The sequence below is a fragment of the Paenibacillus dakarensis genome (assembly GCF_001373415.1).
In the GTDB taxonomy this organism is placed as follows: domain Bacteria; phylum Bacillota; class Bacilli; order Paenibacillales; family Paenibacillaceae; genus Paenibacillus_AQ; species Paenibacillus_AQ dakarensis.
Map to the genome: position 1 here is coordinate 83,046 of NZ_CDSE01000007.1, position 18,789 is coordinate 101,834.

General features: G+C 50.1%; 12 protein-coding genes and 1 pseudogene. 9 read left to right on the forward strand and 4 right to left on the reverse strand.

Features of this window, described 5'->3' with window-relative positions; genetic code table 11:
• Positions 1-2: 2 nt before the first annotated feature.
• The 6 genes and pseudogenes from BN1234_RS00940 (at position 3) to BN1234_RS00965 (ending at position 8,161) form a co-directional block, all read left to right on the forward strand.
• Complete coding sequence (locus tag BN1234_RS00940; protein WP_054954788.1) at positions 3-1,358, forward strand: ATP-binding protein; 1,356 nt, start codon at positions 3-5, stop codon at positions 1,356-1,358.
• On the forward strand, positions 1,355-3,541 hold the full coding sequence (locus tag BN1234_RS00945; RefSeq protein ID WP_054954789.1) for a DEAD/DEAH box helicase: 2,187 nt from the start codon (positions 1,355-1,357) through the stop codon (positions 3,539-3,541). The genes BN1234_RS00940 and BN1234_RS00945 overlap by 4 nt, the downstream gene beginning before the upstream one ends.
• A 250-nt stretch (positions 3,542-3,791) precedes the next feature.
• Complete coding sequence (locus BN1234_RS00950) at positions 3,792-5,378, forward strand: BCCT family transporter (RefSeq protein ID WP_054954790.1); 1,587 nt, start codon at positions 3,792-3,794, stop codon at positions 5,376-5,378.
• A 150-nt stretch (positions 5,379-5,528) separates the two neighbouring features.
• Positions 5,529-6,254 carry an ABC transporter ATP-binding protein gene (locus BN1234_RS00955; protein ID WP_054954791.1) on the forward strand — a complete coding sequence of 242 codons (726 nt, stop codon included), beginning with the start codon at positions 5,529-5,531 and terminating at the stop codon, positions 6,252-6,254.
• On the forward strand, positions 6,251-7,330 hold the full coding sequence (locus tag BN1234_RS00960) for an ABC transporter permease (protein WP_054954792.1): 1,080 nt from the start codon (positions 6,251-6,253) through the stop codon (positions 7,328-7,330). Before BN1234_RS00955 ends, BN1234_RS00960 begins: the two co-directional genes overlap by 4 nt.
• 135 nt (positions 7,331-7,465) lie before the next feature.
• A pseudogene (locus tag BN1234_RS00965) lies at positions 7,466-8,161 on the forward strand (SAM-dependent methyltransferase).
• Positions 8,162-8,236: 75 nt separating this feature from the next.
• Here the strand turns inward: BN1234_RS00965 and BN1234_RS00970 are convergent.
• Positions 8,237-9,673, reverse strand: coding sequence for a polysaccharide deacetylase family protein (locus tag BN1234_RS00970; RefSeq protein ID WP_054954793.1), 1,437 nt, complete (start codon positions 9,671-9,673; stop codon positions 8,237-8,239).
• A gap of 327 nt (positions 9,674-10,000) precedes the next feature.
• Between BN1234_RS00970 and BN1234_RS00975 the strand changes: the two genes are divergently transcribed.
• Positions 10,001-11,050: a P-loop NTPase family protein gene (locus BN1234_RS00975; protein WP_054954794.1), complete on the forward strand. Its 1,050-nt coding sequence runs from the start codon at positions 10,001-10,003 to the stop codon at positions 11,048-11,050.
• Between the two features lie 156 nt (positions 11,051-11,206).
• Here BN1234_RS00975 and BN1234_RS00980 read toward each other — a convergent pair whose 3' ends face one another.
• From BN1234_RS00980 to fadR, 3 genes are all read right to left on the reverse strand, one after another.
• A complete protein-coding gene (locus tag BN1234_RS00980) occupies positions 11,207-12,181 on the reverse strand; it encodes an electron transfer flavoprotein subunit alpha/FixB family protein (protein ID WP_054954795.1) in 975 nt (324 codons plus the stop codon).
• Between the two features lie 170 nt (positions 12,182-12,351).
• Complete coding sequence (locus BN1234_RS00985) at positions 12,352-13,119, reverse strand: electron transfer flavoprotein subunit beta/FixA family protein (protein ID WP_054954796.1); 768 nt, start codon at positions 13,117-13,119, stop codon at positions 12,352-12,354.
• A 137-nt stretch (positions 13,120-13,256) separates the two neighbouring features.
• Positions 13,257-13,871, reverse strand: coding sequence for a fatty acid metabolism transcriptional regulator FadR (fadR, locus tag BN1234_RS00990; RefSeq protein ID WP_054954797.1), 615 nt, complete (start codon positions 13,869-13,871; stop codon positions 13,257-13,259).
• Between the two features lie 266 nt (positions 13,872-14,137).
• Between fadR and BN1234_RS00995 the strand changes: the two genes are divergently transcribed.
• Both BN1234_RS00995 and BN1234_RS01000 read left to right on the forward strand, forming a co-directional pair.
• The gene (locus tag BN1234_RS00995) at positions 14,138-16,318 is read left to right on the forward strand and encodes a (Fe-S)-binding protein (protein ID WP_054954798.1); all 2,181 of its coding nucleotides are present in this window, start codon (positions 14,138-14,140) and stop codon (positions 16,316-16,318) included.
• Positions 16,315-18,762 carry a 3-hydroxyacyl-CoA dehydrogenase/enoyl-CoA hydratase family protein gene (locus BN1234_RS01000; RefSeq protein WP_054954799.1) on the forward strand — a complete coding sequence of 816 codons (2,448 nt, stop codon included), beginning with the start codon at positions 16,315-16,317 and terminating at the stop codon, positions 18,760-18,762. Before BN1234_RS00995 ends, BN1234_RS01000 begins: the two co-directional genes overlap by 4 nt.
• Positions 18,763-18,789 lie beyond the last annotated feature (27 nt).

Genomic DNA, 18,789 nt, shown 5'->3' on the forward strand with positions numbered 1-18,789 from the left:
CGATGAAAGAATTGAAGATACCGAAGCGTCTAACGACCGCTTTGGTAAACTCCTTGACAGCCGGGGTAGTTCCCCGGGTTGGACTTGAACATATCGCTGTCGGACGCAAGCCGGAGGTCGAAGCGATCCTGCGTGATATGGACAATATTGCGGAAGGTGGGGCAGCTTTTAAGCTGATTACCGGACGTTATGGAAGCGGCAAAAGCTTTCTGCTCCAGATTATACGCAACTATGCGATGGATCGGGATTTTGTCGTCGCGGACGCTGATTTATCGCCGGAACGGCGGCTTGTTGGCACGAAGGGACAAGGCCTTGCTACCTATCGCGAGCTGATGACGCATCTCTCGACACGTACCCGCCCGGATGGCGGCGCGCTTGAGATGATTCTGCAGAAATGGATTGCTGCGATCCAGCAGCAGATTATGCAGGAGTCGGGCCTCCGGCCGGGAGACCCGGCGCTGAACGAGCAGGTGGAGCTTCGCATTTTCGAGGTGACGAACAATATGCAAAACTTCGTTCATGGATTCGACTTCGCCAAGGTGCTCGCCGTTTATTGGAACAGCTACAAGCTGGGTAATGATGACCGTAAACAGGCTGCACTGCGCTGGCTGCGAGGGGAATATCCGACCAAGACCGAGGCGCGTAAAGACCTTGGCGTTGGCGTTATTATCGACGATGACAGCTGGTACGACTATATCAAGCTGTGGTCGGAGTTTACGGCTGCCATCGGTTATAAAGGGCTGCTGTTATTTATTGACGAAGGGGTCAATCTGTACAAGATTACGAACTCCATCTCCCGTCAGAGCAATTACGAGAAGCTGCTGACCATGTTTAATGACACGATGCAGGGCAAGGCGGAGCACCTCGGCATCTTCATGGGCGGCACGCCACAGTTCGTAGAGGATGAGCGGCGGGGGTTGTTCAGTTATGATGCGCTGCGCTCCCGCCTGATTGACGGCCGTTATGGAAGCAGCGGACTGAAGACGTATACCTCGCCGATTCTGAAGCTGGACATGCTCTCCCATGAGGAAATTCTCATTTTGCTGCAAAAGCTGCGGGATATTCATGCCCTGCACTTTCAATATGAGGCGAGCCTTACAGACGAGCAGCTGATCTCATTTATGCAGCTTGCCGTCTCGCGCCTGGGAGCAGAGGAGCTGCTGACAACCCGTGAGGTCGTTCGCGACTTTATGGATCTGCTGCACACGCTGCACCAGCACCCGGACACAAGCTTTGAACAGCTGCTGGGTGAGATGGCGACCCAAGAACAGCCTGCGTCCAAGGACGGGGGCAATAAAGACAAAAAACCAGACGACACCGATGACATGGGCGACTTTCTGGCGGAGTTCGAGCTATGAATGCGAACCCTTTTACCAGACTGGCGCCATTTATTCAGGAATTTATATACCGCAAACGATGGGACACACTCCGTGAAGCCCAGGTGGATGCCTGCCGGGTGCTGTTCGATACGCCAAACCACCTGCTGATTGCTTCCGGTACGGCATCGGGCAAGACTGAGGCTGCATTCTTCCCGGCACTTACCGAGTTATATGAGCGGCCTTCTTCCTCGGTCGGCATTCTGTATATCGGCCCGCTGAAGGCACTGATCAACGACCAGTTTGAGCGGATTCGGGAGCTGCTGCGGGAAGGGGAGGTCCCTGTCTGGCATTGGCACGGGGATGTAGCTCAAGCAGAAAAGACCAAGCTGATGCAAAAGCCCTCCGGCGTGCTTCAGATTACTCCGGAATCCTTAGAGGGCTTGCTTATGAACCGGCCGAATGCGATTCCCGCTCTGTTTCAGGACCTGAGATATGTGATCATCGATGAGGTTCACGCCTTTATGGGCGCAGACCGGGGAATCCAGGTGCTCAGCCAGCTGACACGGATCGAGCGAATGGCGTCCTGCTCACCGCGGCGGATCGGGCTATCCGCGACACTAAGCGACTATGAGACGGCAGCAGGCTGGCTTGCCGCCGGGACGCGGTATCCAGTTGAAGTGGTGTCGCCTGAGGGCGGCCGGAAGCTGCGGCTGAGTGTGGAGCACTTCTCCTTCCCCGATGCGCGGGATGAGAAGCAGGCCGAGCAGCTGGAGCTCGCACAGAAGGCGTACTATGATTTTGTATATGACCATACTCATCTGAAAAAAGCACTCGTCTTCACCAACTCCCGTTCCGACGCGGAGCTGACCACCCTGGAACTGCGGCGTATTGCCGCCAAGCGGCAGCAGCCCGATGTATTCCATGTTCATCATGGCAGTATTTCAGCGATGCTGCGCGAAGAGACGGAGGCAGCTCTGCGGAGCGGACCGGGTCCAGCGGTTGCTGCGGCAACGCTTACGCTTGAGCTTGGCATCGACCTCGGAGAGCTGGAGCGGGTGATTCAGCTCGGAGCCCCTTACAGCTGCTCCAGCTTCGTACAGCGTCTTGGGCGTTCAGGCCGCCGTGGACAGGCATCGGAAATGATGTTCCTGTGTCCAGAGGAAGAGGATGAAGAAGCACAGCTGCCGGCGCGAATGCCGTGGACGCTGCTGCGGGCGATTGCGGTCATTGAGCTGTATGTGCGTGAGAAATGGGTGGAGCCTTTAATGTTAAGGGAGAAGCCGATGGGGCTCTTGTATCATCAGACAATGAGCATTCTGAAAAGCATGGGGGAGGCAGAGCCGGCTGAGCTGGCCCGGGCGATCTTGACCCTTCCGGCTTTTCGGGGAATCACGCCTGATGAATACCGTATATTCCTGAACTATCTTCTGCAGACCGATCATATTCAGCGAACGGATGAGGGACCGCTTATTATCGGCCTTATGGGAGAGCGCATCGTGAACAATTTCCGCTTCTACGCGGTCTTTAAAGACGATGAGGAACATGTTGTGTACAACGGATCCGAAGAAATTGGTTCTATAACAACGGTGCCCCCGCCAGGCTACTGCTTCTCCCTTGCCGGCAAGCTGTGGAAGGTGGAGGAAGTGGATACGAAGCATAAGGCACTGTACGTGAAATCGGCCAGAGGCAAGGTCGATACCCTCTGGCTTGGAGCGGGGGGCGATGTACACACCCGTATTGTTCGCAAAATGCGTGAGATTCTGGCAGACAGCACACTGTATCCTTACCTGGCTCCGGGTGCTGTGAACCGGCTGGAACGGGCGCGCCGCCTTGCTCGCGAGAGTGGACTCCTGAAGAGTGTCGTTATTCCCGCTGGGGGAGACTCGATGTTCATCCTGCCATGGGCGGGCAGCAAGCAGTTCCGCACCCTGGAGCGCATGCTTAAGCATAACCTGAGCAGCAAGCTGGCGCTGCGGTCGATCGTGCCGATGGAGCCGTATTATATGGTCGTAGCGGGCAAGACGGATGCGGATCAGCTCATGCATGAGATCATGTCAGAGCTGAATGCGTGTGAAGCAGCCGGGACCGAGACATTGCTGGATGCCGATGAAGCTCCTTATCTCGGCAAGTATGATGAATTCGTGGCTCCTGAATTAATCCGGAAAGCTTTTGCGGTGGATGGGCTGGATCTGGAAGGTCTGGCCGCAGCATTAAAGCATTAGATGGTAAAAATGTAACTTAGAGCGCTTGAGAGTGGAGCACTTGGCATGTTGATCTCTAGAGATCAACATGCTTTTTTAATGCGCTTTAAGCCTTTGGCAGGACATGCTGAAGTCGGCTGCAAATCCTTGCCGGTCCTACTCTAAAGGGTATATTATTCAGCGAGAAAATGACCATTTACGATTGAAGCTGGCATAATTGGTTAAAAACTTAAGTGAGTTTAATGATTAAAATTATACAGAGGTGAAGATAGTGAAAGGTGAATTGCTGAAAAATCCGGTCTTTACCATTTCTGCGATCATTATTGCCGTTCTCGCTTTATTTGGAGCGATTATGCCAGAGGCATTCGGCAATGCTGCTTCGTATTTATTTAATTTTACGACCGTTAACTTTGGTTGGTTTTATCTGCTGTCTGTGTTTGTTATTATTATTTTTCTTATATGGGTAGCTGCGAGTAAATATGGCTCCATCCGTCTTGGCGGTGAGAAGGAAAAACCGGAGTATCCCTTTTTCACGTGGATTGGAATGCTGTTCTCGGCAGGTTTGGGGGTAGGACTCGTATTCTGGGGCGTTGCGGAGCCTATGAGTCACTACTTCTCGACTCCATTTGCAGGGGTTGAGACGCAGACTGTGGAATCCGCTCGTATTGCCATGGGGTATTCTTTCTTCCACTGGGGCATCAGTCAATGGGCTGTGTTCACACTGGTGGGTTTGGTTATCGCATTTTTTCAATTTCGCAAAAAAAGAGACGGCCTGGTATCCACAGCTCTTGAACCCATCGTAGGCAAAAAACCGGTTGTGAAGAACACGATTAATATATTGGCGATTGTCGCAACGGTAATGGGAATCGCAACCTCTATTGGTCTTGGTGTAATGCAGATGAGCGGCGGACTGAGCTCGGTTACAGGAATGGATAACAGCAGATTTGTCCAGCTCGGTATCCTGGGGCTCATTTTTATTACCTATATGATTTCTTCAGGCACCGGATTGGATAAAGGAATTAAACATTTGAGTAATCTGAACCTGGCACTCGCTTTAATTTTTCTGGTGTTTGTATTAACCATGGGGCCAACTGTATTCATTATGGAGACCTTCACGCTGGCACTTGGGGATTATATCACGAATTTCGTTCAATACAGCTTGCGCCTGCAGCCTTATGCAGCAGGAACCTGGGTAAGGGATTGGACTATTTTTTACTGGGCATGGGCAATCGCTTGGTCACCGTATGTCGGGGCATTTGTTGCGAGGGTGTCCAGAGGAAGAACGGTTCGGGAATTTATCGTGGGTGTGATGGTTGTCCCTCCGGTCATTGCATGTCTGTGGATCGCAGCGTTCGGGGGTACAGCGCTTTGGTTTGATATAAACGAAGCTGCAGGAATTGCGCAGGCTGTAAATGCAGATGTTACGTCAGCATTGTTCAAAATGTTTGAGCAGCTGCCGATGTCAACGGTGATGTCAGTCTTATCGATCCTGCTTATTCTAACCTTCCTGGTGACTTCAGCTGATTCTGCAACATATATTCTGTCGAGCATGACAACGAATGGAAATATAAACCCGCCGCTCATGGCCAAAATCGTATGGGGAACCTTGATGGCTGCCATAGCTGGCGTGCTGTTGTTCACTGGCGGACTTGAAGCGCTGCAGACAGCCTCGCTGATTGCAGCACTGCCATTTACAGTTTTGCTCCTGCTGCTAATTGTGGCCATGGCCAAGCTGTTAAGGCGCGAACCTATACCGATACGGGCAGCTGATCTAAAACGGTTCAAGCGTCTCGAAGAGGCTGCGAGTAAAGATAAGAATTCATCGTCCAGGATGTTTGTAGATATGGAACATAAATAGCTTCACCCCAAATAGCCGATTAGGGAAAGAAGGACTCAGATCATGAGTTTTTCTTTCTTTTTTATGTGTTTTGTTATTGAAATGAAATTAGGGCGTTTATATACTGTGTGAAAAGCGGCTGGACACTCACTCGTGAAGAGGGGATGAACAATGAAAGATACGATAACGATTCAGGACGTAAGTAAAAGCTTCGGCAAAAAAACAGTGCTTAAAGATATCTCTTTGGCGATCGAAGAGGGCCGTATTTATGGGTTTATTGGACCGTCCGGAGCCGGGAAAACCACCTTGGTGAAGATGATTGTCGGAATGGATGCCCCGGATCAAGGCTCTGTTCATGTATTAGGTGAAAAAATGCCAAGCTTACATATTTTGCGGCAGATTGGATACATGGCTCAATCCGATGCTTTATACACGGCACTTACGGGCAAGGAAAACCTGATATTTTTTGCATCCCTGTTTAAATTAAGCAAGGCAGAACGTCAGAATCGAATGGCTTATGCTGCAGATCTTGTAAACTTGACGTCAGACCTTGATAAGAAGGTGTCAGCATATTCTGGCGGAATGAAACGCAGGCTGTCTCTTGCAATTGCCTTAATTCAAAACCCCCAAATTCTAATTCTCGATGAACCGACCGTAGGAATTGACCCGGAGCTCCGAATCAGCATTTGGAATGAATTACTGCGATTAAAGCGGGAGGAAGGAAAAACGATTATTGTGACCACACACGTCATGGATGAAGCAGAGAAATGTGATCACATTTCCATGGTTCGGGATGGTGCGCTCATTGCGAATGGCACACCTGATCAATTGAAAGAGCAATACTCAGTTAACACCTTGGACGAAGTATTCTTAAAGGCAGGGAGGATAGTCCAATGAGAGTATTCGCGCTGATCAAACGAATTTTACTGCAGGTGGTGAGAGACAAACGCACATTAGCCCTGCTGTTCATTGCCCCTTTATTAATACTCACGCTGATGAATCTGGTGTTTAACGGAAACAAGGTGGACCCTGTTCTAGCTATTGAAGCTGGGAGCTCACAAATCACGGAAGCATTAAAAGACGCAGATATTGTAGTCGAAAATTATGAGCAGGTTACCGATCCAGAGGAATTTATCATCATGCATGATTTAGACGGTTTTTTACAGATCGAAGAAGATAAGGCAACATTAACGCTGCTTAATGATGATCCAGCCGTAGCTAAAAGTCTAGAAATGAAGGTAAGGCAAGTTGTCAGCAAACAAGCTCAACTACAGCTCATGGGTGCTCGTAATGAAGCACAAGCTCAGGCCCAGGGAGAATTGCCTTCACAGGATACCATGCAGACAAATTATGTGTATGGAAGCAGTGAAACGGAGGCTTTTGATACGATTAGTCCTGTGCTGGTAGGCTTTTTTGTTTTCTTTTTCGTGTTCCTAATCTCGGGTATAGGTCTGCTAAATGAAAGAACAACGGGTACGCTGGAACGTCTGATGGCAACCCCGATCCGAAGAGGGGAGATTGTTGCAGCTTATCTTATTGGTTACGGCCTATTAGCGCTGATTCAGACCGTTATTATTGTTCTCTATTCTATCAATGTGCTGGATATGGTCTTGGTGGGCTCCGTCTGGAACGTTATTTTAACCAATGTAATGATTGCTCTTGTCGCACTGTCACTCGGTATATTACTGTCTTCTTTTGCAAGCTCGGAGTTTCAAATGGTTCAGTTTATTCCGCTCGTTGTGGTTCCCCAGGTGTTCTTCTCCGGGATCTTCTCCATTGAAGGAATGGCTGACTGGCTGCAGGTATTCGCCAAGTTTATGCCTTTATATTACGGGGCTGATGCTTTAAGAGGAGTCATGTATAGAGGAGAAGGCTTACTCGACATCAGTACAGATTTATATGTTTTATTAGCTTTTGCTGTTGTGTTTATCGTACTGAATCTGTTTGCGCTTAAAAAGTACCGTAAGCTTTAAGAAAAAATGAATAACTTGGTGCTCATAATACCTGGTTTAGTGTATAGTTTGATTATCATAGAAATGGAAGAAGAGGCGAAGCTGGCACTTAGACAGCCAACGTTCGCTGCCACTATTTAACTGAGGTGAGAAGAGATGAGTCCAGTTGAGAAGAGAAAACAGGAGTTAGAGCGTATTATTTTTGTGGGTCGTACTTATGAGGAATATATTCAGATGTTTGATCTGGAACAACATGAGCTGGAGGGAAGGCGCATCCTAGATTGTCCGGGCGGGGCGTGTTCATTCACTGCTGTTGGAAATATGCAGGGACTGGATATTACGGCATGTGATATGGCGTAGGATCACCCGGCGGATGAGCTGGAGCGAAAAGGGATGCAGGATACCTTACATGCCATGGAAATGATGGAGAATGCAAAGGACCGTTATCGCTGGGATTTTTATGAGAATGTGCAGGGATTGGGGAAGCATCGGTATCAAGCGCTTCATGATTGTGTGAAGGATATGAGGGAGAGACCTGAACGTTATATTCCGGCGATGCTGCCGGATCTTCCTTTTGATGATGGGCAGTTTGATCTGGTCTTATCCGCGCATTTTTTGTTTATGTATGGTGATCGTTTGAGTTATGAATTTCATCTTAGGACGATTCGAGAGCTGCTCCGTGTAACGTCGGATGAACTTCGCATATTCCCGTTAGTGGATCTGACGGGGACACGTTATGAGCATCTGGATCGGTTGCTGGCTGAATTGCAGAGCGAGGGCTTAGAGATAGAGGAGCACATTGTTCCTTATGAATTCCTGCGTAACGCAAACTCTATGCTATGCATACGGTAGAGATAGCAAATTTTACATTAGAAAAGGCATAAACCTTCGATAGATGAAGGTTTATGCCTTTTTTGCATAATGAAATTATTGATGATAATAAGGGCCGTTTCCTTTAGACTTGTTTAGCGATAATAACTGAGATACCGTGACGAATTGATACCCTTGCTTTTTCAGTGATTTGAGCATTTGAGGCAGAGCGTCTGCCGTAGAACGGTGAATATCGTGCATGAGTATAATAGAGCCTGGTCTAACGTCCCGCATAACCACCTTATTCACGGCTTGGGCATTTCGGCTTTTCCAATCCAGGGAGTCGACGGACCATAAAATAATGGGTGTCTTCTGTTCTGTCGTAACTTTTTTGACTGCATCATTCATTGCGCCATAAGGCGGACGGAAGAGCGTAGGCTTTGCCCCGGTTGCTGCTTCGATCTGTTTCGATGCATCCGTGAGCTGTTTCCTTACTTCGTACAGGCTCATGTTCGCCAGATTCGGATGGCTTTTGGAGTGACTCCCGATTTCGTGCCCCGCTTCAGCAACCTTTTTGGCCAGATTCGGATAATACTCGACTTGTACACCCAGCATGAAGAAGGTAGCTTTGGCATCGTATTTTTCCAGTGTCTTCAAAACCCTTGGCGTTACCTTCGGATTTGGCCCGTCATCAAAGGTCAGAGCCACATATTTTCCTTTGGGATCGAGCGGGAGCTGTATGGGCTTCTTCTCTTCCGGTTCATCCTCAACCACATAAGATATATTCCATTTGGAGAATAGCTCCTTATTCAAGTAGGAATGCAGGGACTTCAGCGGAATGTTCACTTGGATGGTTCCGGCTGCACCTGCTGCAATTTCGTATTCATTGAAATATAGGGTGAAGACTTCGTTGTCAATGGACCATTTCCATTCAGAGGGGTTCTTCATTGATTTCTGAAGTTCTTCCTCCAATATATAGGGGATGACCTCTTCCTGTTTCTTCAGCTCTTTCTTTACGATCGATTGAATATGGTTAACAGCTGTCTTGTCAGATACCATGATATCCGCTAATGTCAAAATTCTGTTCTCAGCTGTGTCGATATTAAACGTTTTAATCATCGTCTGTCCGTTAGCCCCATACGCAATTTGATAGGAGGTGAACACTAAGCTGTACAGATGGTCATTAATCTTATTCGTTTCTACGGTAAGATTCAGTTCAGCGCGTTGACCGCTATGAATCGTTTTTGATCCGGCTTCCACTTCAGCCAGGAAATTCTTCTCCTGCTCATTGATCCATGCCTGAATCGGAGTATTGATCTCTTTACTGTCAGCGAGCGGACTGCTGATTGTCGATATGTAATGCTTCGTATTTTTCGTCCGTGTTTCAATATTTAAACCAGGGTACGCACTGGGCGAGACTTCTACGGTTTCTACATCACTGCTGTTTCCAGCTCTAGCATCCTGCACGATCAGATGGATTCCTAAAGTTCCGACAATAAGTACCATGCATCCGACCAGCCATACGGGCCACAGCGGTTTCTTCTTTCTGTTCACATCCAACCATTCCTTAATCTTTATTCTAGTTAAAACTTCAGGTCTCTATGAATGCTAAATCCAATAATAAGATCAAACGTTCCGTGTTTCATTATAATCCGGTCTATGAAAAAGAGGGTGACAAAATAGTAAATACAGAGTTGCTAGATTTTCACTTCTTCAGCCGACAGCAGCAGCTGGACTTATCGTTTTTCTGTATAGAGTAATTTTATTATTATCTTGGGGTAATCGTATTGACTTATGAAGTAAATTAAAATACTCTTTAAAGTAACAACTACGATCGTAAACACCAGGAGCTATCCCATACTGTAGAAAGGATGTTAAGACATGGACCAGTTAAGATTAAATGTTTCACTTCTTCGGCAGCGTGTCCCGAATTTAACGACGGCCGCGCGCAGCGTAGGTTTGAGACCGGCAACGGTATCGAATCTTTGCACAGGTAAGATCCCGGTCGGCAGAGCAGAGGTCCGTACGATCGCTGCACTTGCAGACCTGGCTAAATGCAGTCTTGACGAATTAATTATTCGAGGGGAGACAACTGAAATGATCGAAACGAAAATCAAAACGCTGGATCTGTTTGCTCCTTTAGCTAAAGGCGGTACGGTAGGGCTGGTTTCCAGACCGGGCATGGGGCAGCTGGTACTTCTTGGTGAATTGTTTTACCGTTTTAAAACGGATGGTTATGTCACGATCTTATTGAAACCGAAAGGACAATACCCTGAGCTGCAGGATTTATTGGATGATGTTCAGCATATTGCATATACGATCGATGAAGCTTACAACCTTATCCTGAAGGCGGGATCTGCAACAGAAATTTTATTTGCCGCAGATCGGGAGCATGTGTTAAACGGCAATATATTTGAACTGCAGGACCGTCTTGCTAAAGAGGGAGTAGGCAATGTTACGACATTCCTAGTTGACTTGAAGGGTAATGTGGTCGATGAAGACTTGCCGTATGGACCGCTCGAAACGGTTTGGCATTTTGATATGGACCTGGGTGCCCGGCACATGTATCCGGCTGTAAATCCGCTATACTCTACTTCCTCGGTCATGGAAGGATCTTATCTGGATCCAAATCATTCAGCACTTCAGCAAAAAGCCCAAAAGCTGCTGCGCCGTTATCGTGAGCTTCGGGCGTTGGTTAACGTAAGGGGCACGAAGGGGGTTATTCCTTCATCAGAGGAGGAAACCTACCGCCGTGGGGAGCGCCTGGAGGCATATTTGACCCAACCATTTTGCGTAGCTGAAGCCTTTACCGGCAAAAAGGGGGCTTTTGTTACGCTTCAGGAAACGCTCCATGATGTACAGACGATTTTGAATGGCGGTTTGGACGACACCCCGGCAGAGGATTTATATATGATCGGCAAAATTTCTTGATGATTCATTTGCTATAACGAATGGATCAAGATAAGAATGAAGGATTGCATTAAAAAATGCAGTATGGGGCTTAAGTAGCTCCATACTGCATTTTGTTTTTTTGCCGGATTAAGACCTTAGAAAAGACGGACATCAGATTGGCCTTGCCGATGCATTTTACAGCACTTTCCGGAATTCTTCCGTCAGCAAGGGTACAATGTCGAACAGATCACCGACGATTCCATAGTCGGCCACCTTGAAGATTGGCGCCTCAGGGTCCTTGTTAATCGCAATAATGACGCGGGATTGGCTCATGCCGGCAAGGTGCTGGATTGCACCGCTAATGCCGCAGGCAATATAGATCTCGGGCGTTACCACTTTGCCCGTCTGTCCGATCTGCAGCGCATAATCGCAGTAGCCTGCGTCACAAGCGCCGCGGGAGGCGCCGACGGCACCGCCGAGCAGGTCGGCCAGCTCCTCCAGCGGCTTGAAGCCGTCGGCACTCTTCACACCGCGTCCTCCGGAGATAACGATTCTGGCCTCGGCGAGGTCGATTTTGCCTGTTGTTTTACGTACAACATCCTTTACAACAGATCGAAGAGACGGAGCAGGATAAGGGATATTTACGATGCTCGAATTTCCGGAATCTGCTGCAGGTTCAGCGGCCGGAATATTGTTCGGACGGATGGTTACCACCCATGGTCCAGCCTCGAATACACGTTTCTCGAACGCTTTGCCGGCATAGAGAGGACGGGTAAAGGAAGCCTCGCCGTCTTGAACCTCAATCATCGTAACGTCGGAAATCTGTCCGGCGTTTAAAGATGCCGCTGTCAGCGGAGCAAGATCCCGGCCGATTGCCGTGTGACCGAACAGCACGACATCCGGCTTCGCTTCGCTGATGGCTGCCTGGACAGCCGCCATGTAGGCGTCCGGGGAGTAGTCTTTCAAGTCCTCATGCTCCATCACATAGATGGTATCTGAACCGTAAGGGAGCAGGGCAGAGGCGGCCTCCGTTACATTAGAGCCTGCTAACAAAATGCAGATGCTGTCACTGTCATTGGCTAATATGCGCGCTGCTCCCAGTGTCTCGAGCGCAACCTGGCGCAGCTTCCCGTCACGGCTTTCGGCGTACACCAAAATTCTTCTCATCAAATGACCTCCCAGATCAGTATAAGAAAGAGCTTAGTTCATCCATAGATTCAATTCATATCCCATCTATATTCTGCTTTAAGAAACCAGCGGTTCATCAGAGTTATCCTCGCTATAGTAAGCATGACGGACGGACCGTAAACCATACACTCAGAATAAGCGGGTTCCTTGAGTTAGATAACCTTGGCCTCCGTTCGCAGTAAAGATACGAGCTCATGCGCCACCTCTTCGGAGGTTCCTTTCAATATACGACCGGCACTGCGTTCCGGCGGAAGGGACAGCTCTGACTGCTTCGTTGCCGGGAGCACCTCGTTTTCAGAGAGGCCGATGTCATCCAGCGAGAGTGTTTTAAACGGCTTTTTCTTCGCCTTCATAATGCCGGGAAGGGAAGGATACCGTGGTTCATTGAGGCCCTGCTGAGCGGTGAATAACGCTGGAAGAGAAAGCTCAAGCACCTCAAGGTCACCTTCGGCGTCACGGTGGACTTCTGCTGTATCGCCTGTGATCGCAAGCTTCGTAATCGAGCTGACATGCGGAATGCCGAGCAGGGAGGCCAGGCGAACAGCGACTTGACCTGAGCCCCTGTCGACGGAGAAATTGCCGCCAAGAATCAGGTCGGCCTGTTCATTTGATAAATAGGCATGCAGCACCTTGGATACGGCATACTCGTCATCCGGTATGCGCTCATCGGAGATGAGCACCGCATCGTCTGCGCCCATGGCAAGCGCTGTTCGCAGAGCTTCCGCGGTCCGGTCCGGACCGACGGAAAGGAGCGTAACGGTCCCGCCGAATTCATCGCGCAGCTTGACCGCTTCCTCAACTGCATACTCGTCGTACGGGTTGATAACGAATTTCACATCCTCCTCGGCGACGGTTCCGTTTTCAATCACGATTTTTTCTTCCGTATCAAATGTTTGCTTGAGCAGCACTACAATCTTCATCGGCTTTCGCTCTCCCTTCAATTTGGAAGTTACACGTCATATGCCGGCTGGACGCCGGATGAGGCCAACTTAAAGACAATGAATCATTGTTTCCCCGGACACCTGGCTTAAATTCTGCCTTTCTGGATTGACTCAGCTTACTCTGTACGGGCTGTATCAGCCTGTGCACGGCTGGAAATCCCATGGAGGAAGAAGTCCAGCGTATCATCAACCTGTTCGCTTAACGGATACTTGCGGCCCGAGATGAGCCAGGAGGTTACGGCTTCATCCATAGACCCAAAGATCAGATTGCGTACCAGCTTAATGTTCAGATTGGGACGGAACAGCTTCTCTTCCACACCCTGCTTCAGAATATTCTCGATCAGCACAATATATGGCTTTAGCGCGCTTCCGATTTCCTTACGCAGCTCCAGATCGCTCTGCCGAAGCTCGATCTGCGTAACATATGCCAGCTGAGGATTGCTCTCCAGCTCAGAGAAATGGATATAACACACTTTACGCAGCGCTTCCGCCGGGTCCGTGATGCCTTCCACGCTTTGGTGGAATTTTTCGACCAGCTCACCGAGCTTCTCCTGGAACAGGCGGATCAGGATATCCTCCTTTCTTTTGAAGTATAGATAGATCGTTCCGTCGGCTACACCAGCGGCCTTCGCAATCTTGGATACCTGGGAGCGGTGATATCCGTGCTCGGCAAACACGTTCAGGGCGCCTTGGAGAATAAGTTGGTATTTTTCATTTTTTTTGGTTGTCAATCTGCTCACCCCGGTGTTAGAATACTAGTAAATTTATGAATGAATACTCATTCATTTCCTGAAATCATCATAAATTACGGTAAAAACATTGTCAATGCTGTGTTACAGAAATTTGTTAAAACCCATCACAATCCTTTAGAGAGGAGGAGAGAGACGGTCTGGTTGAGCATAGCGCAATATTTTTTGTCCCATTATTGAAAGCGCTTCATAAGTTGTCCTGTTGTAACTACAAGCTTTAGATTCCTAAGCATAAGGGGCTGATGAGGATGATCTGGCAGCTAATCAACGCGACGCTCTTCGCCTTGATCACCGGCTGGGCAGTCTATATGTTCGCTGTCGTCGTGTACCGCCGTTATTTGTATCTCCGTCTGGGGCGATCTGTCAATCTGGACAGAGAGATGAAGGCACGGCTGAGCCAATTCATGATACAGGTGTTCGGCCAGAGCAAGCTGTTCAAGGACCGCAAGAGCGGCATAATGCACTTTATCGTATTCTATGGATTTATTATTTTGCAGTTTGGGGCGCTGGATTTGATCTGGAAAGGATTAAGCGGGCACAATCTGCCGATTCCCGGACACGCCGGATTTATTCTCATGCAGGAAATAACGGTGGCTCTCATTCTTCTTGCCATCGCATACGCCGCCTATCGGCGGTACGGGGAGAAGCTGAAGCGTCTGAAGCGGGGCTGGAAGCCGAGTATCGTGGTTTTCTTCATTACTTCGCTTATGATATCGGTCCTGCTGACGATGGCTTTTGAAAGACTCCGGGAGGGACTGCCGTTCTCCGGGATGGCGCCGATATCATCTGCAATCTCGGAGCTGTTTACTTGGATGCCGCATACAGGAGTGACCATCGCCTATTACGTATTCTGGTGGCTTCATCTCATCATTCTGCTGTCGTTCCTGGTTTATGTGCCGCAGTCGAAGCATTTCCATCTGATTACCGCACCTGTCAACATTTTAGTGCGCCGAACCGAACCGGCAGGACGCCTGTCGAAGCTGGATCTGGAGGATGAGGAAGCCGAGGAATTCGGCGTTGGCAAAATCGAGGATTTCACGCAAAAGCAGCTGCTTGACCTCTATGCCTGCGTTGAGTGCGGGCGCTGCACGAATGTGTGTCCTGCTTCGAATACCGGCAAGCTGCTCTCACCGATGCACATGATCGTAAAGCTTAGAGACCACCTGACGGAGAAAGGCGCAGCACTCACCTCCAAATCTCCCTGGGTGCCTGCCGCTGTGTTCGGCTCTCCCGGTGTTCACCGGATGGAGGCAGGGGAGGAGCCCCTTGCACAGTGGAAGGGGGAAGGCATCACGGACATTGGTCCAACGATGGCGGTACAGAAGCGCGCCTGGCATCAAGTGGAAGGGGTGAGCCCTAAGGATATAGAGCTGCTTGGCGGGGTGATGACGGAAGAGGAGATATGGGCCTGCACGACCTGCCGCAACTGTGAGGATCAGTGTCCGGTGGCGAATGAGCATGTGGATAAGATTGTGGATCTAAGGCGCCATCTGGTGCTGATGCAGGGCAGTGTGCCACAGGAAGGACAGCGGGCAATGATGAACATCGAGCGTCAGGGCAACCCGTGGGGCATCAGCCGCAGCGACCGGAGTAAATGGGTGACGGAGGTTGACCCGGATGGCAGCATGGGGCTGCAAATTCCGACTGTGAAGGAGAATCCCGAATTTGAATATCTGTTCTTCGTCGGCTCCATGGGTTCTTACGATAACCGCAGCCGAAAGATTACCCGCGCTTTCGTGAGGCTGATGAACGAAGCAGGAGTAAACTTTGCGATTCTTGGCAACGAGGAGAAGAACTCGGGTGATACGCCGCGCCGTATGGGGAACGAATTTCTGTTCCAGCAGCTGTGCAGCGAGAATATCGATACATTCCAAAAGTACAACGTCCGCAAGATCGTCACCGCTTGTCCGCATACCTATAATACGCTCAAGAACGAATACCCGGAGTTCGGGCTGGAGGCTGAAGTGCTCCACCACACCGAGCTGCTGGATCAGCTGGTGAAGGAGGGGCGGCTCAAGCCGGTCTATGAGGTTCATGAGACGATTACGTACCACGATTCCTGTTACCTCGGACGATATAACAATGTTTATGACCAGCCTAGAGATGTACTGCGGAACATACCTGGCGTCAAGCTGACAGAGATGGAGCGAAGCCGTGAGAACGGGATGTGCTGCGGCGCTGGCGGCGGCCGGATGTGGATGGAGGAGGACGAGGGTAAACGGGTCAATCTTGCCCGGACGGAGCAGGCTCTGGCTGTATCGCCGACCATGATCAGCTCCGCTTGTCCGTACTGCCTGACGATGCTGGAGGATGGAACGAAGGAAAAAGAAGTAGAAGAAAGCGTGAAAACTCGTGATATCGCAGAAATTCTGGAGTTATCTGTATTCGGTTCATCACCAATCCATGAACGGGAGGTTGTAATGCAATGAGTAATCCAGTAACCAAAGACCAGACTATCGCAGCAGGCACATACAGCGGAAGCAGAACTATTACCAGAGCAGCCGTGATCGGCTCCGGGGTCATGGGATCCGGCATCGCTGCCCATCTTGCCAATGCAGGCATCCCTTGTCTCCTGCTCGATATCATCCCGAAATCCTTAACCCCTGAGGAGGAAAAAGCCGGATTAACGCTTGATCATCCGAAGGTGCGCAATCGTCTTGCCGCCACGGCTGTAGCTGGATTGCCCAAGGCAAGCACAGCACCGTTATACACGCCGGATTTCGCCAAGCGAATTACGCCCGGGAACATCGAGGATTATCTGAATCAGCTGAAAGAGGCTGACTGGATTATAGAGGTGGTTACCGAGCGTCTTGAGGTCAAGAAGAGCATTCTCGCTCTTATTGAAGGCGCACGCAAGGAAGGAGCGATTGTCAGCACGAACACCTCCGGAATTTCCGTTAATGAAATGGCCGAGGACCGCAGTGAGGAGTTTCGCCGTCATTTTCTGGGGACGCATTTTTTCAACCCGCCCCGTCATATGAAGCTGCTGGAGATCATTCCTGGCTTCGATACGGATTCTGAAGTGACAGCCTTTATGTCGGAGTTCTGTGAGAAACGTCTTGGCAAGGGCGTTGTGCTGGCGAAGGATACCCCGAATTTCATTTCGAACCGGATCGGAACCTACGGCCTGCTGATCACGCTTAAGGAGATGATCCAGAACGGATATACGGTGGAGGAGGTCGACGCGGCAACAGGCCCCGTGCTTGGGCGCCCCAAGAGCGCCACGTTCCGCACACTTGATCTGGTCGGGATCGACACCTTCGTGCATGTAGCAAGAAATGTATATGATAACGTGCCGGATGGAGCAGAGAAGGATGTATTCACGGTGCCGGAGGTCATGCTTGAGCTTGTAACCCGCGGCTGGATAGGGGAGAAGGGCGGTCAGGGATTCTATAAAAAAATAAAGGGAGAGCACGGCAGTCAAATTCTGTCCCTGAATCTGATGACGATGGAGTATCAGCCGACTGCGAAGATCAGCTCCGTTTCCCTTGAGGCGGCAAAGGCCGCTAAAGGCGCACGCAGAAAAATGAAAACCTTCCTGAGCACACAGGACCGCTATTCGGAGCTGGCATGGAATGTATTGAAGCAGGTGCTGGTGTACGCGGCGGAGAAGGTCGGCGAGATCGCGGATTCGATTCAGGATATCGACCGTGCGATGAAATGGGGCTTTAACTGGGAACTGGGCCCGTTCGAGACATGGGATTTGATCGGCTTGAAAGCATCCGTGGAGCGGATGGAGGCGGAAGGAATGACCGTTCCGGCTTGGGTCAAGGACTGGATTGCCGCCGGACATGAATCCTTCTATCAGCAGAAGGAAAACCAGTCCTTCTATTACTTCAAGGGAGAGTATAAAGGCGTAGAGGAACAGCCGGAGATCATCTCGCTTCAGAGTTTAAAGGCACAGAACAAGATCATCCGCTCGAATACAGGTGCCAATCTGATCGATATTGGCGACGGAGTAGCTTGTCTTGAATTCACTTCCCCGAACAATGCGATCGGCGCTGATATTCTGGTTATGATCCAGCAGAGCGTGGAGGAGGTCCGCTCCAATTACAGGGGACTCGTCATTGCTAACGAGGGGCGCAATTTCTGTGTAGGCGCTAACCTGATGCTTATGCTGATGGAAGCCCAGAGCGGTGACTGGGATGAGGTGGATGATATTATCCGCATGTTCCAGAACAGCATGATGATGCTAAAGAGGCTGGAGAAGCCGGTCGCGGCAGCTCCGCACCGGATGACACTGGGCGGCGGGGTGGAAGCCTGTCTTCCGGCAGACCGGATTGTGTTCTCGGCTGAAACGTATTTTGGTCTTGTGGAGACAGGCGTCGGCTTGATTCCTGCCGGCGGCGGATGTAAGGAGATGGTGCTTCGCCTCAGTGACAGTCAACCCGATCCGGAAGCTGATCTGCAGCCAAGGCTGAACAAGATCTTCGAAACCATTGCCATGGCGAAGACATCCACAAGCGGTCATGATGCCATTCGGATGGGGTACGGGCGTGCTGCGGATACGGTAGTTATGAATCCGGATTACCGTATTTTCAAGGCGAAGGAGGAGGTCCTCGCGATGGACCGTGCCGGCTATGTGCCGCCTCAGCCTGGCCGCGCCCGCGTTACCGGCCGTGACGGGCGCGCCGTGCTGCAGATGGGTGCGCTCGGCTTGAAGCAGGGCGGATATATCAGTGAGCATGATCTTCTGATCGCGAAGAAGCTGGCACATATTCTGTCAGGCGGTGACGTGCCGGCAGGAACGCTCGTAACCGAGCAGCATTTGCTTGACCTGGAGCGGGAAGCCTTCTTAAGCCTGCTCGGAGAAGTGAAGACCCAGCAGCGCATGCAGCATATGTTAGCCAAAGGCAAGCCGCTGCGTAACTAATAACCATCATTAAAATGAATGAGGTGA

Bases quoted from the DNA above. Each gene is read 5' to 3' on its own strand.
- BN1234_RS00945 (WP_054954789.1), top strand. From the start codon at position 1,355: ATGAATGCGAACCCTTTTACCAGACTGGCGCCATTTATTCAGGAATTT.
- BN1234_RS00995 (WP_054954798.1), top strand. From the start codon at position 14,138: ATGATCTGGCAGCTAATCAACGCGACGCTCTTCGCCTTGATCACCGGC.
- BN1234_RS00940 (WP_054954788.1), top strand. From the start codon at position 3: ATGAAAGAATTGAAGATACCGAAGCGTCTAACGACCGCTTTGGTAAAC.
- BN1234_RS00955 (WP_054954791.1), top strand. From the start codon at position 5,529: ATGAAAGATACGATAACGATTCAGGACGTAAGTAAAAGCTTCGGCAAA.
- BN1234_RS00960 (WP_054954792.1), top strand. From the start codon at position 6,251: ATGAGAGTATTCGCGCTGATCAAACGAATTTTACTGCAGGTGGTGAGA.
- BN1234_RS00975 (WP_054954794.1), top strand. From the start codon at position 10,001: ATGGACCAGTTAAGATTAAATGTTTCACTTCTTCGGCAGCGTGTCCCG.
- BN1234_RS01000 (WP_054954799.1), top strand. From the start codon at position 16,315: ATGAGTAATCCAGTAACCAAAGACCAGACTATCGCAGCAGGCACATAC.
- BN1234_RS00985 (WP_054954796.1), bottom strand. From the start codon at position 13,119: ATGAAGATTGTAGTGCTGCTCAAGCAAACATTTGATACGGAAGAAAAA.